The organism is Micromonospora sp. DSM 43699 (assembly GCF_055517075.1).
In genome coordinates this window covers 136,157-151,931 of sequence record NZ_JBTMMT010000005.1, presented here as the reverse complement: position 1 = coordinate 151,931, position 15,775 = coordinate 136,157, and the positions used below count along the sequence as shown (strand labels likewise).

1 protein-coding gene is annotated in these 15,775 nt (G+C 75.2%); it reads right to left on the bottom strand.

Going from position 1 to position 15,775, the window contains the following annotated elements; translation table 11 throughout:
• Positions 1 to 14: 14 nt before the first annotated feature.
• Positions 15 to 15,770, bottom strand: a complete 15,756-nt coding sequence (locus AC0AIB_RS04805) for a beta-ketoacyl synthase N-terminal-like domain-containing protein (protein ID WP_465096098.1) — start codon at positions 15,768 to 15,770, stop codon at positions 15 to 17.
• Positions 15,771 to 15,775 lie beyond the last annotated feature (5 nt).

Sequence of the window (15,775 nt, the reverse complement as noted above, 5' to 3'; positions counted from 1 at the left end):
CGGACCACCCGGGGCTACTCACCGCCGAGCACCAGTTCCACCAGGTCGTCGACGTCCAGGTCGCCGACCTCCCGTTCCTGCGCGGCACCGTCGTCCGGCTCGTCCGTGCCGGCCAGTTCGAGCAGGGCGTCGACCAGTCCTGCCGCCCGCAGCCGGGCCAGCGGGACCGACGCGAGGGCCTGCCGCAGCCGCGCCTCGTCCACCGTCGCGTCCGCTGCGGGCGCGGTGTCGTCCGGGCGCAACCGGGTCCGCAGGTGGTGGGCGAGCGCCACCGGGTTCGGATAGTCGAAGACCAGCGTGGGCGGCAGTTTCAGGCCGGTCGCCTCGCGCAGCCGGTTGCGCAGCTCCACCGAGGTCAACGAGTCGAACCCGACGTCCTTGAAGGCCACGTCCGCCCGGACGTCCTGCGGGTCGGCGTGCCCCAGCACCGCCGCGACCTGGCCGCGCACCACGTCCAGCAGCAGCGCCTCCTGGTCGGCCGGGGCAAGCCCGCCGAGCCGGCGGGCCAGCGAGTCGTCCGGCGCGGCCGCGGCCCGCGCCTGTTGCCGGCCCGCGCGTACCAGGCCCCGCAGCAGCGACGGCACCGCGCCGCCGGCGGCGACATCGGCCCGCATCGCCTGCGGGTCCAGCCGGATCGGCACCAGCAGCGCCTGGTCCATCCGCAACGCGGCGTCGAACAGGGCCAGGCCCTCGGCCCGGCTCAGCTCCAGCACGCCGCCACGGCTGGCCCGCGCGTGGTCGACGATGCTGAGGTGGGCAGCCATCCCGACGCTGCGCTCCCACAGGCCCCAGGCCAACGAGAGCCCGGGATGGCCCGCCGCCCGCCGGTGCGCCATCGCCGCGTCCAGGAACGCGTTCGCCGCGGCGTAACTGCCCTGACCGCCGCCGCCGACCACGCCCGCGACCGACGAGAACACGACGAACGCGTCCAGGTCCAGGCTCCGGGTGAGTTCGTCGAGGTGCCGTACCGCGTCGACCTTGGGCGCGAACACCCCGGCCAGCCGGTCCGGGGTCAACCCGCCGACCAGCCCGTCGTCGAACACCCCGGCCGTGTGCACGACGCCGGTCACCGGGTGTTCGGCCAGCAGCGCCGCGACCTGGTCCCGATCGGACACGTCGCAGGCCACCGCCGACACGTCCACGCCCTGTGCGGTCAGCTCGGCGACCAGCTCGGCCGTCTCCTCGGCGGCCGGGCCGCGCCGGCTGGCCAGCACCAGTCGACGTACCCCGTGCCGGGCCACCAGGTGCCGGGCCACCAGCGCACCCAACGCGCCGACACCCGAGACCAGGACGGTGCCGTCCGACCGGAAGGCGACCGGGGCGTCCCGGAGCGGGTCGGCGACCCGGGCGAGCCGGGGAACGCAGAGCCGGTCCGCCCGCACGGCGAGCTGTGGTTCACCGGCCACCAGCACCGGGTCCGCAGCGGCCCCGGGGGTGGGGTCGGCGTCCAGCAGGACGATCCGGTCCGGGTTCTCGGCCTGGGCGGCCCGGACCAGACCCCACACCGCCGCGGCGGCCGGGTCGGTCACCAGGTGGTCACCACCGGCGGGTACCGCACCCCGGGTACGGACGACCAGTCGCGCCTCCTCCAGCCGGGGCTCGGCCAACCACGCCTGCACGACCGCCAGCACCCGGGAGGTCACCGCGAGCGGACCGGCACCGCCGTCGGCGTCGCACACCGCCACCGGTGGCAGCTCCTCGCCCTGGGCCAGTGCCGTCACCTCGTCGGCGGTGGAGACCGGCGTCCACGACGGCACCGGCTCGGCGGAGGTCCCGGGCAGTTCGCTCCAGTCCACCCGGAACATCGCGTCCCGGGCGTCGTGCCCGGCGGCACCCAGTTGCGCCGCCGACACCGGGCGGGACACCAGCGAGTCCATCGTCAGCACCGGTCCACCGGTCCCGTCGGCCGCCTCGACGACCAGGGTCTGCGGCCCGTTCGGCGCGAGCCGCACCCGCAGCGCCGTCGCACCCGCGGCGTGCAGGACGAATCCGTTCCACGCGAAGGCCAGCACCGCCTCGTCCGGTTGTTCTCCGGTGGCACCGGCCGTGGCGGCCTGGAGGGCGGCGTCCAGCAGCGCCGGGTGGACGCCGTACCGGCCCGCCTCGGGGCGCAGGTCCTCGGGCAGGGCCACCTCGGCGAACACCTCGTCGCCGCGCCGCCACACCGCACGCAGGCCCTGGAACGCGGGGCCGTAGCCGTAACCCCGCTCGGCCAGGTCGGCATAGAAGTCCCCGACGTCGACCGGTTCCGCGCCCGGCGGTGGCCACGCGGTGAAGTCGTATTCGGTGCCGCTGCCGCCCGGTGTCGCGGAGAGCACCCCGACGGCGTGCCGCGTCCAGGTGCCGGTGCCGCCGTCGCGGCGGGAGTACACCTCCACCCCCCGCGTGCCGTTCGCGCCCGGCCCGCCCAGGGCCACCTGCACCCGTATCCCGCCCTGTTCGGGCAGGACCAGCGGCGTCTCGACCACCAACTCGTCGAGCACCGGGCAACCGGCCTCGTCGCCGGCGCGTACGGCCAGTTCCACAAGCCCGCTGCCGGGCAGGATCACCACCCCGCCGACCGCGTGATCGGCCAGCCACGGATGCGAGCGCACCGACAGCAGCGAGGTGAACACCAGGCCGTCCGAGGTGGGCAGCTGGACCACCGCACCCAGCAACGGGTGGTCGGTCGTCGCCTGTCCCAGTGACGTCGCGTCGGTGGCGACGCCGATGGGCTGGCGCAGCCAGTAGTGCCGGTGGTCGAAGGCGTAGGTCGGCAGCTCCAACCGCCGGGGCGGCGGGGGCAGCAGCCCGGTCCAGTCCACCGCCACGCCCCGGACGTACACCTCGGCCATCGAGGTCAGCAGCCGCCGCAGGCCGCCGTCGTCGCGCCGCAGCGACCCGGTCACCACCACGTCGGCGTCGTCCACGATCTCGCTGATCGGCTGGACCAGCACCGGATGGGCGCTGATCTCCACGAACACGCCGTGGTCCCGGCCGAGCAGATCCTCGACGGCCGGGCCGAAGCGCACCTGACCGCGCAGGTTGCGGTACCAGTACCCGCCGTCGACGACCCCGGCGTCGCGGATCCACTCCCGGGTCACTGTCGAGTAGAACGGCACCGTCGGGGCCTGCGCCCGCACGTCCGCCAGCGTCTCGGCGAGCAGGTCGCGGATCTGCTCGACCTGGACGGTGTGCGAGCCGTAGTCGACCGCCACCCGCCGGACCCGGACCCCGTCGGCCGCCAGCGCGGCGAGCGCCTCGTCGAGGGCTCCGGCGTCGCCGCCGATCACCACCGAGGTGGGGCTGTTGACCGCGGCGACCTGGACCAGGTCGGCCCAGGGCGTCAACCGGGCGACCGTCTCGTCCTCGCCCAGGGCGACCGACGCCATGCCGCCCCGCCCGGACAGCGCCGTGGCGATGGCCTGGCTGCGCAACGCCACCACCCGGGCAGCGTCCTGGAGCGACAGCGCGCCTGCCACACAGGCGGCGGCGATCTCACCTTGAGAGTGCCCGACCACGGCATCCGGCCGCAGCCCGACCGACCGCCACACCGCGGCCAGGCCGACCATCATGGCGAAACTGGCCGGTTGCAGCACGTCGACCCGGTCCAGCAGGTCGGGCGGGGCCTCGCCGCGCAGCACGTCGATCAGCGACCAGTCCACCCACGGCGTCAACGCGGCAGCGCACTCGGCGATCCGCTCGGCGAAGACCGGCGAGGACGCCAGCAGTTCCCGGCCCATCCCGGCCCACTGGGTGCCCTGGCCCGGGAACACCCAGACCACCTTGCCCGGGGCGCCCGCCCGACCTGTCACCACGCCGGGCGCGTTCCCGCCGGCCGCCAGCGCGGTGAGCCCGGCCGTCGCCTCGGCCCGGGAGCCCGCCACCACCACGGCCCGCTCGGTAAGCGCGGCCCGACCGGAGGCCAGCGCCCCGGCCACGTCCGCCAGCGGCACCTCGCCTGCCTGGTCGAGGTACGCCGCGAACCGGCCGGCCTGCGCGGCCAGCGCGGTGGCGCTGCGCGCGGAGACCAGCACCGGCACCACGTCCGGGCAGGTGGCCGGTGCGGGGGTGGGGGTGTCGTCCTGCGGGGGCGCCTCCTCCAGGATGAGGTGCGCGTTGGTGCCGCTGACCCCGAACGCGGAGACCCCGGCCCGGCGCGGGTGCCCGTTGCGCGGCCAGTCCCGTGCCTCGGTCAGCAGCTCGACCGCGCCGGCCGACCAGTCCACCTCGGGCGTGGGCGCGTCCACGTGCAGGGTCGCCGGCAACACCCCGTGCCGCAGCGCCTGCACCATCTTGATCACCCCGGCCACCCCGGCGGCGGCCTGCGCGTGACCGATGTTCGACTTCAACGACCCCAACCACAGCGGCCGGCCCGGATCACGGTCCCGGCCGTACGTGGCGAGCAGCGCCTGCGCCTCGATCGGGTCGCCCAGGGCGGTGCCGGTGCCGTGCGCCTCCACCGTGTCCACCTCGGCCGGGACCAGCCCGGCGTTGGCCAGCGCCCGGCGGATCACCCGCTGCTGGGACGGGCCGTTCGGCGCGGTCAGCCCGTTGGACGCGCCGTCCTGGTTCACCGCGCTGCCGCGCAGCACCGCCAGGATCTGGTGCCCCCGCTCCCGCGCCACCGACAGTCGTTCGAGGACCACCACGCCAACGCCCTCGGCCCAGCCGGTGCCGTCGGCGGCGGCGGCGAACGCCTTGCAGCGCCCGTCCACGGCCAGCCCCCGCTGCCGGGAGAACTCGACGAAAGCGCCCGGGTTCGCCATCACCGTCGCACCGCCGGCCAGCGCCATCGAGCACTCGCCCTGCCGCAGCGCCTGGGCCGCCAGGTGGATGGCGACCAGCGAGGACGAGCAGGCCGTGTCGATCGTGATCGCCGGGCCCTCGAAGCCGAAGACGTAGGAGACCCGGCCCGACGCCACGCTCGACGACCCGCCGGTCCCCGCGAAGCCCTCCAGCTCGGGGGTGACCACGCTGGCCCCCGGGGCGACGTAGCCCTGGCCGAAGACGCCTGTGAACACGCCGACGTCGGCCCCCTTCAGCGCGGTCGCGTCCACCCCGGTGTCCTCCAGCGCCTCCCAGGACGCCTCCAGCAGCAACCGCTGCTGGGGGTCCATCGCCAGCGCCTCCCGCGGCGAGATCCCGAAGAACCCGGCGTCGAACAGCCCCGCCTCGTGCAGGAAACCGCCCCGGCTGGTGTACGACGTGCCCGGACGCTCCGGGTCGGGGTCGAACAGGCCCTCCAGGTCCCAGCCCCGGTCGGTGGGGAACCCGGACACCGCGTCCCGGCGCTCGGCCACCAGCCGCCACAGGTCCGCCGGCCCGGCCACCCCACCGGGCAGCCGGCACGCCATGCCGACGATGGCGATCGGCTCCTCCGGGTCGGCGGCGGCGACTGTCGGCACGGCCACCGTCGGCGTGCCGTCGCCCAGCTCGTCGCGCAGGTGCCGGGCGAGGGCCTGCGGGCTCGGGTGGTCGAACACCAGCGTGGCGGGCAGTTTCAGCCCGGTCGCCTCGCGCAGCCGGTTGCGCAGCTCCACCGAGGTCAACGAGTCGAAACCGGCGTCCTTGAACGCCGCGTCCGCCCGGACCGCACCGGCACCGGTGTGTCCGAGGACGGCCGCCACCTGGCCGCGTACCAGGTCCAGCAGCAGGGAGAGCTGGTCCGCCGGGGTGAGCCCGGCCAGCCGCTCGGCGAGCCGGCCGCGTCCCCCGCCGGCGGCACCGGAGCTCGCCTGCCGCCGGCCGGCGCGGACCAGACCACGCAGCATGTGCGGCACCGCGCCGCCGGTCGAGGCGTCGGCGCGGACGCCGCGCAGGTCCAACTTCGCGGGCACCAGCAGCGCCTGCTCCGCGCCGAGGGCGGCGTCGAAGAGGGCCATGCCCTCGGCCTGCGTCATCAGCTGGAGCCCGCCACGCCGGCTCATCCGGGCCCGGGTCAGCTCGTCGGTGTTCGCCGCCATGCCGGTGGTCTGCTCCCACAGACCCCAGGCCAGGGACGACCCCGGCAACCCCAGCGATCGGCGCTGCGCCATCAATCCGTCCAGGAACGCGTTCGCCGCCGCGTAACTACCGCTACCGGCACCCATGAACACCGCCGACACCGACGAGTACGCCACGAACGCCGTCAACGGCAGCCCCCGCGTCAACTCGTCCAGATGCCGCACCGCGTCCACCTTCGGCGCGAAGACCCGGGCCAGCTTCTCCGGGGTGACCGTCTCGATCACGCCGGCGTCCAGGACACCTGCCGTGTGCACCACCGCGGTCGGGGGGTGCTGGTCCAGCAGGGCCGCCACCTGATCCCGGTCGGACATGTCGCAGGCCACCACGGTGACGTCCACGTCCCGCCCGGACAGCTCGGCGACCAGCTCGGCCACCCCGTCGGCGGCCGCACCCCGCCGGCTGGCCAGCACCAGCCGGCGGACACCGTGCCGGGCCACCAGGTGCCGGGCGGCCAGCGCGCCCAACACGCCGGCGCCCGAGACCAGGACGGTGCTCTGCGGGCCGAAGCCGGTGGCCGGGTCGGCGGTCCGGGTGGCGCGGGCGAGCCGGGGCACGGACAGGGTGGTCCCGCGCACCGCGAGCTGCGGCTCACCGCTGGCCAGGGCCGCCCCCAGCACCGGCTCCACGCCCCCGTCGAGGGCCGGATCCAGGTCGAGCAGGACGATCCGGTCCGGGTTCTCACCCTGGGCGGCACGCACCAGACCGCACACCGCCGCCCCGGCCGGGTCCGGCACCGCGCCGTCCCCGGCGGGCACCGCGCCGCGGGTCACGACCACCAGCCGCGACTCCTCCAGCCCCGGGCCGGCCAGCCAGGCCTGGACGACCTGGAGCACCCGGGCGGTCACCGTCAGGGGATCGCCAGCACCTGTCGCGTCCAGCACGACCGCCGGGGGTACGTCGGTCAGGGCGGCCACCTCGTCGGCGGTGGCGACAGGCGTCCATGCCGGCGTCGGCACGGCACCGTCGGCGGGCAGCTCGGTCCACTCCACCCGGAACAGCGAGTTGACGGGTTGCGTGCCGGCGTCGGCCGTGCCCCCGGACGGCGTACGGAGCCCGAGCGAGTCCACGGTCAGCACCAGCGAGCCGGTGTCGTCGGCGGCGCTCAGCGCCACCGTGTCGGCGTCGGTGGCGACCAGCCGGACCCGCAGCGTCGACGCGCCCACGGCGTGCAGCACCAGCCCGTGCCAGTCCAGCGGCTGTCGGAGCGGCGCACCGGCCCCGTCCGCCGTGGGCAGCAGGCCCGGGTGCAGGGCCGCGGCCAGCAACCCCGGGTGCAGGCCGTATCCGGCCGCCTCCGCGACCTGCCCCTCGGGCAGGGAGACCTCGGCGAACACCTCTCCGCCGCGCCGCCACGCGGCCCGCACCGCCTCGCCGTAGGGAGAACCCTCCTCGGCCGGTCCGGCGTCGTGCGGAGCGATGTCGACCGGACGCGCGCCGGGGGGCGGCCAGGCGGTGAAGTCGAACGGTTCCGGTGTCCCGGGGGTCTGCGAGAGCAGGCCGGTGGCGTGTCGGGTCCACACCTCGTCGGCGGTGTCCTCGCGCAGCGAGTAGATGTCCACCGTGCGGGCGTCGTCCCGGCCGGGCCCGCTCAGGGCGACCTGCACCCGGATCCCGCCGTGGGCGGGGACGACGAGCGGCGTGTCGATCACCAGTTCGTCGAGGACCGGGCAGCCGGCCTCGTCACCGGCGCGTACCGCCAGCTCGACCAGCCCGGATCCCGGGACGGCCGCGACGTCGCCGGCGGTGTGCCCGGCCAGCCACGGGTGCGACCGCACCGACAGCCGGGAGGTGAAGACCAACCCGTCGGACTGCGGCAGCCGGACCACCGCGCCGAGCATCGGATGGTCGGCGCTTGCCATCCCGAGCGACGACGCGTCCGCCGCCACCGCCGGGTGCAGCCAGTAGTGCTGGTGGTCGAACGCGTACGTCGGCAGGTCCACCCGACCGGTGACCGGCGGCAGCATCGCCTGCCAGTCCACCGGCACCCCGTGCACGAACAGCTCGGCCATCGACGTCAGCAGCCGTCGCGGGCCACCGTCGTCACGGCGCAGTGTGCCGGTCACCAGGACGTCGGCCTCGGTGCCGTCGACCACGTCGTTGATCGGCTGGACCAGCACCGGGTGCGCGCTCACCTCGACGAACACCCGGTGACCCTGGTCGATCAGGTCGGCGACGGCCGGGCCGAACCGCACCTGGTGGCGCAGGTTGCGGTACCAGTAGTCACCGTCGACCACCCCGGCGTCGCGGATCCACCCGCCGGTGACCGTGGAGTAGAAGGGCAGCACCGGCGCCTGCGCGTCGATCCCGATAAGCGTCTCGGCCAGCTCGTCCTCGATGTCCTCGACGTGCCAGGTGTGCGACGCGTAGTCCACCGCCACCCGCCGGCCGGACAGCGCCTCCACCGCCTCGGCCAGTGCCTCGGCGTCACCGGCGATCACCACCGAGGTGGGACCGTTGACCGCGGCGACCTCGACCCGGTCGGCCCACGGCGTCAACCGGGCGACCGCCTCCTGCTGGCTCAGGGCCACCGACGCCATGCCGCCGCGGCCGGACAGCTCGGCGGCGATGGCCTGACTACGCAACGCCACCACCCGGGCGGCGTCCTGAAGCGACAACGCGCCCGCCACGCAGGCCGCGGCGATCTCGCCCTGGGAGTGGCCGACCACCGCGTCGGGCACCACACCCACCGACGCCCACACCGCCGCCAGCCCCACCATCACCGCGAAGCTGGCCGGTTGCAGCACGTCGACCCGGTTCGTCACCTCGGGTCCGGTGTCGCCGCGCAGCACGTCCACCAGGGACCAGTCGATCCAGGGCGCCAGCGCGTCGGCACACTCGGCGATCCGCTCGGCGAACACCGGGGAGGTGTCGAGCAGTTCCCGGCCCATGCCCACCCACTGGGTCCCCTGGCCGGGGAACACCCACACCAGCTTCCCCGGCACCCGCACGCTGCCGGTCACCACCCCGGCCGGGGTCTCGCCCCGGGCCAGCGCGGCCAGGCTCGCCGACGCCTCCCCGGCCGAGCCCGCCACCACCACGGCGCGGTCGCCGAGCAGCGCCCGGCTCGACAGCAGCGCTCCCGCCACCCGGGTCAGCGGCACCTCGCCGGCCCGCTCGACGTACGCCGCCAGCCGGCCCGCCTGACCCGCCAGGGAGCCGGCGCTGCGGGCCGACACCACGAGCGGCACCACGCCGTCCGCCGGTTCCTCCGGGGGCAGTGCCCGGACCTCGTCGGCAGGCGCCTCCTCGATGATCAGGTGGGCGTTCGTGCCGCTGATCCCGAACGACGACACCCCGGCCCGACGCGGACGACCGTTGCGGGACCAGTCCCGGGCCTCGGTCAGCAACTCGACCGCCCCGGCGGACCAGTCGACCTGGCCGGTGGGCTCGGTCACGTGCAGGGTGGGCGGCAGCACGTCGTGCCGCAGCGCCTGCACCATCTTGATCACGCTGGCCACCCCGGCGGCGGCCTGGGTGTGCCCGACGTTCGACTTCAACGAACCCAGCCAGAGCGGCTGCTCCGGGTCGCGGTCCCGGCCGTAGGTGGCAAGCAACGCCTGCGCCTCGATCGGATCGCCCAGCGCGGTACCCGTGCCGTGGGCCTCCACCGCGTCCACGTCGGCGGGCGTCAGGCCGGCGTTGGCCAGCGCGCTGCGGATCACCCGCTGCTGCGACGGCCCGTTCGGGGCGGTCAGCCCGTTGGACGCGCCGTCCTGGTTGACCGCGCTGCCCCGGATCACCGCAAGCACCCGGTGGCCCCGCTCCCGGGCCACCGACAGCCGTTCGAGGACGACGATGGCGACACCCTCGGACAGCACCGTGCCGTCCGCCGTGGCGGAGAACGCCTTGACCCGTCCGTCCTCGGCCAGCCCGCGCTGCCGGGACATGCCGAGCACGCCGATCGGCGAGCCCATCACGGCGACCCCGCCCGCCAGCGCCATCGAACACTCGCCCTGGCGCAGCGCCTGCGCGGCGAGGTGCATCGCCACCAGCGACGACGAACACGCCGTGTCGACGGTGAGCGCCGGTCCCTCGAAGCCGAACGCGTACGACACCCGGCCGGAGGCCACGCTGCCGGCGGTGGCCGTGGTGACGAAGCCCTCCAGCTCCGCCGGCATGTTGCTCAGCGACTCCAGGTAGTCGTGGATGGAGACGCCGGTGAAGACACCGATGTCGTGGCCGCGTACCGCGGTCGGGTCGACGCCCGCCCGCTCCAGGGCCTCCCAGGAGGCCTCCAGCAGCAACCGCTGCTGCGGATCCATCGCCAGCGCCTCCCGCGGCGAGATCCCGAAGAACCCGGCGTCGAACAGGCCGGCGCCCTGGAGGAAACCCCCCTGCCGGGTGTACGACGTACCCGGACGCTCCGGATCGGGGTCGAACAGGCCCGCCAGGTCCCAGCCCCGGTCGTCGGGGAAGGGGGACATCCCCTCGCGTCCCTCGGACAGCATCCGCCACAGCTCGTCGGGGTCGGTGACCCCACCGGGCAGCCGGCAGGCCATGCCGACGATCGCGACCGGCTCGTCGGGATCGGCGAGCACGGTGACCGTGGTCGCGGTGCCGGCCACCGTGTCGCCCAGTTCGGTACGCAGGTGCCGGGCCAACGCCACCGGCGTGGGATAGTCGAAGACCAGCGTGGCGGGCAGCTTCACCCCGGTCGCCGCGCTCAGCCGGTTACGCAGCTCGACAGCCGTCAGCGAGTCGAACCCGATCTCGTTGAAGGTGCGGGTGCCCTGCGCCAGCTCCGGTCCGCTGAAGCCCAGCACCCCGGTCGCCTCGGCCTGGACGATGCCCACCAGGATGGTCTCCTGCTCGTCCGGCGTCAGCCCGGCGAGCCGGCGGACCAGCCCGCCGCTGTCGCCGGCCGACGCCCGCGCCACCCGCCGGCCCACCCGGACCAGACCGCGCAGCAGGTGCGGGACGTCCCCGCCGGTCGCGGCCTGGGCCCGCATCGCCTTCAGGTCGAGCTTGATCGGCACCAACAGCGCCTGGTCGGCGTGCAGACCCACGTCGAACAGGGCGGTGCCCTCCGCCGGGGTCATCGCCAGGACGCCTCCCCGGCTCATCCGGGCCTGGTCGACGGCGCTGAGGTGGGCGGTCAGGCCGGTGCTCTGCTCCCACAGGCCCCACGCCAGCGCCACGCCCGGCAGCCCGGCCGCCCGGCGGTTGGCCATCACCCCGTCGAGGAAGGCGTTCGCCGCGGCGTAGTTGCCCTGACCGGCGGAGCCCATCAGCGCGGCGGCCGACGAGAAGACGACGAAGGCGTCGAGTGCGGTGCCCCGGGTCAGCTCGTCGAGATGCCGCACCGCGTCCACCTTGGGGGCGAAGACGCCGGCCAGCCGCTCGGCTGTCAACGCGCCGATCACGCCGTCGTCCAGGACGCCCGCCAGGTGCACCACGGCCGTCGGGGGGTGCTCCGCCAGCAGGGCCGCGACCTGGTCGCGGTCGGACACGTCGCAGGCCACCGCCGACACGTCCGCGCCCTGCGCGGTCAGCTCGGCGACCAGCTCCGTGACACCGTCGGCGGCCGGACCCCGGCGGCTGGCCAGCACCAGCCGGCGCACCCCGTGCCGGGACACCAGATGCCGGGTGAGCATGGCAGCCAACGACCCGGTCCCGCCCGTGACCAGCACGGTCCCGTCCGGCCGGAACACGTCGGGCGCACCCGGATCCTGGTTCGCGGCATGGGTGAGCCGGGGGGTGGCGAGGGTGGTCCCCCGCACCGCGAGCTGCGGTTCACCGCTGGCCAGTGCCGGTCCCAGCAGCAGGTCCGGGCCGGCGGGGTCGGCGTCGAGCAGGACGAACCGGTCCGGATTCTCCGCCTGGGCGGCCCGGAGCAGACCCCAGACCGCCGCGCCGGCCGGGTCGCCCACCAGGCCGTCCCGCGCGGGCGTCGCGCCCCGGGTCACCACCACCAGCCGCGCGTCCGCCAGCTCGTCCGCGACCAGCCAGGCCTGCACCACCGCCAGCACCCTGGTGGTCAGCGCCAGCGGCCCGTCGTCGTCACCGACGGCGTGCAGGACGGCCGTCGGTGCGCCGGCTGCGCCGCGGGTCAGGGCCGCCACGTCGGCCGGGCCGGTGACCGTCGTCCAGGACGGCACCGGGGCGGCGGCGACCGGGGGCAGCTCGGTCCACTCCACCTGGAACAGCGAGTCGCGGCTCTCCTGCGCCGCCGTCTCCAGTTGATCGGCGGAGACCGGCAGCGACACCAGCGAGTCCATCGTCACCACCGCAGCGCCGGTGTCGTCGGCGGCCTGGAACGACAGGGCGTCCGGCCCGCACGGCGCGACCCGTACCCGCAGCGCGGACGCGCCGGCGGCGTGCAGCACCAACCTGTTCCACGCGAACGGCAGCACCCGCCGGTCGTCGTCCGGGTTGGCGAAGGCGTTGGTGTGCAGGGCGGCGTCCAGCAGCGCCGGATGGATACCGAACCTGCCGGCGTCCTCCCGCTGGTCGTCCGGGAGCGCGACCTCGGCGAACACCTCGTCGCCGCGCCGCCACACCGCGCGTAGCCCCTGGAACGCCGGGCCGTAGGCGTAACCCCGCTCGACGAGGTCGGCGTAGAAGCCGTCGATGTCGACCTGCCGTACCCCCGGCGGCGGCCACGCGGTGAAGTCGAATCCGGTCACCGGCGTCGTCGGCGTGGCCGCCAACAGGCCGGTGGCGTGCCGGGTCCAGGTGTCCGTGCCGTCCTCGCGCAGCGAGTACACCGACACCGGGCGCAGCCCGGTCTCCGCCGGCCCGCCGACGGCGACCTGGAGCCGTACCCCGCCCTGCTCGGGCAGCACCAGCGGCGCCTCGATCACCAGTTCTTCCAGGACGCCGAAGCCGAACTCGTCGCCGGCCCGCACCGCGAGGTCGACGTAGACCGTGCCGGGGATGATCACCACCCCGCCGATCGCGTGCCCGGCCAGCCACGGATGGGTCCGCAGCGACAGCCGGGAGGTGAAGACCAACCCGTCCGACTGCGGCAGCGGCACCACCGCGCCCAGCAGCGGGTGGTCGGCGCCGACCAGGCCCAGCGACGCCGCGTCGGTGGCCGAGTCGCCCATCCGCAGCCAGTAGTGCTGGTGGTCGAACGCGTAGGTGGGAAGCGCGACGGGCGGCTGTCCCGCCCCGTCGGGCAGCAGCACCGACCAGTCCACCGGTACGCCCCGGACGTACAGCTCGGCCATCGAGGTCAACAGGCGGCGCAGGCCGCCCTCGTCGCGCCGCAGCGACCCCGTCACGACCACCTCGGAGCCGGCCCGGTCGACGATCTCGCTGATCGGCTGCACCAGCACCGGATGCGCGCTGACCTCGACGAACACGCCGTGCCCCTGGGCGAGCAGCTCGGCGACCGCCGGGCCGAACCGCACCTGGTGGCGCAGGTTGCGGTACCAGTAGCCACCGTCGACGACCCCGGCGGCCTGGATCCACTCCCCCGTCACGGTGGAGTAGAACGGCACCGTCGGCGCCAGCGCGGTGATCCCGGCCAACGCGTCGGCGAGGGCGTCGCGGACGTCCGTCACGTGCCGGCTGTGCGAGGCGTAGTCCACCGCGATCCGCCGTACCCGGACGCCCTGGTCGTCGAGCAGGTCCAGGGCCTCGTCGAGGGCGTCGGCGTCGCCCGCGACCACCACCGACGACGGGCCGTTCACCGCGGCCACCTCGACCCGGTCGGCCCACCGGGCCAGCCGCTGGGTCGCCTCCTCCTCGCTCAGCGCGACCGACGCCATGCCGCCCCGCCCGGACAGCGTCCCGGCGATCGCCTGGCTGCGCAGCGCCACCACCCGGGCCGCGTCGTCAAGCGACAGCGCACCGGCCACACAGGCCGCCGCGATCTCGCCCTGCGAGTGGCCGAGCACCGCGTCGGGCTGCACACCGACCGACGTCCAGACCGCGGCAAGGCCCAGCATCACCGCGAAACTGGCCGGTTGCAGCACGTCGACCCGCTGCAGCACCGCCGGGTCGACGTCCCCGCGCAGCACGTCGACGAGCGACCAGTCGACCCACCGCTCCAACGCGGCGGCGCAGTCCGCGATCCGCGCCGCGAACACCGGGGAGGAGTCCAGCAGGTCCCGGCCCATGCCGGCCCACTGGGTCCCCTGGCCCGGGAACACCCACACCACCGGACCGGGCGTACCGGAGCCGGTCACCAGACCTGGCGCGTTCTCACCCCGCGCCAACGCACCGAACCCGGCCACCGCCTCCTCGGTCGAGCCCGCCACCACCACGGCCCGCTCGCCCAACGTGGCGCGGCCCGCCACCAGCGTCCCGGCCACCTGGGGAAGCGGCGCCGGGGTGTCGGCGAGGAACGACGCCAGCCGGCCCGCCTGCGTCGCGAGCGAGGTGGTGGTCTGCGCCGACACCACCATCGGAACGACCCCAGTCGGCGGCAGCGGGGCCGGGGCCGCCTCCTGCGGTGCCTCCTCCAGGATCAGGTGCGCGTTGGTGCCGCTGGCACCGAACGACGACACACCGGCCCGGCGGGGACGACCGTTACGGGGCCAGTCCCGGGTCTCGGTCAACAGCTCCACCGCGCCGGCCGACCAGTCCACCTGCGGCGTGGGCGCGTCCACGTGCCGGGTCGCCGGCAGCACCCCGTGGCGCAGCGCCAGCACCGCCTTGATCACCCCGGCCACCCCGGACGCCGCCTGGGTGTGGCCGATGACCGACTTGACCGAGCCGAGCCACAACGGCTGCCTCGGATCCCGGCCCTGCCCGTACGTGGCGAGCAACGCCTGGGCCTCGATCGGGTCGCCCAGCACGGTGCCGGTGCCGTGGCCCTCCACAGTGTCCACATCGGTCGGCCGGAGCCCGGCGCTGTTCAGCGCGTTGCGAATCACCCGCTGCTGGGAGGGGCCGTTCGGCGCGGTCAGCCCGTTGGACGCGCCGTCCTGGTTCACCGCGCTGCCCCGGATCACCGCCAGCACCTGGTGACCCCGTTCCCGGGCCACCGAGAGGCGCTCCAGCAGCAGCACGCCGACGCCCTCGGCCCAGGACGAGCCGTCGGCACCCGCGGCGTACGACTTACAGCGCCCGTCGAAGGCCAACCCCCGCTGACGGGCGAAGCCGACGAACCCGCCCGGCGTCGCCATCACCGTCGCACCGCCGGCCAACGCCATCGAGCACTCGCCCCGGCGCAGCGCCTGGGCGGCCAGGTGCACCGCGACCAGCGACGACGAGCACATGGTGTCGACGGTCACCGCGGGTCCCTCGAGCCCGAGGGTGTACGCGACCCGGCCGGAGGCGACCCCGCCCGCGGTGCCCAGCGCGCGTTCCAGGCTGAGGAACCCCTCGAACCCGCTGAGGTCGGGTGCGTAGTCCTGGTGCACGATCCCGGCGAACACCCCGACGTCGCTGCCCCGCACCGAGTGCGGATCGATACCGGCCCGCTCGAAGGTCTCCCACGCCACCTCGAGCAGTTGCCGCTGCTGCGGGTCCATCGCCAGGGCCTCCCGGGGGGAGATCCCGAAGAACGCGGCGTCGAACTGCCCGGCGTCGTGCAGGAAGGCACCTTCCCGGACGTACGTCGTCCCAGGGTTGTCCGGGTCCGGGTGGTAGAGGCCCTCCAGGTCCCAGCCGCGGTCGGTGGGGAAGCCGGTGTAGACGTCGGTGCCGTCGGTCACCACCCGCCACAGGTCCTCGGGGCCACGGATGCCGCCGGCGTACCGGCAGGCCATCGAGACGATCGCGACAGGCTCCGCGGTCGCGGCGACAAGCGCACTGTTCTCCTGCTGAAGCCGGGCGTTCTCCTTCAGCGAGGCACGCAGTGCCTGGACGATCTGCTCGTCTGGCGCCGACATAACCC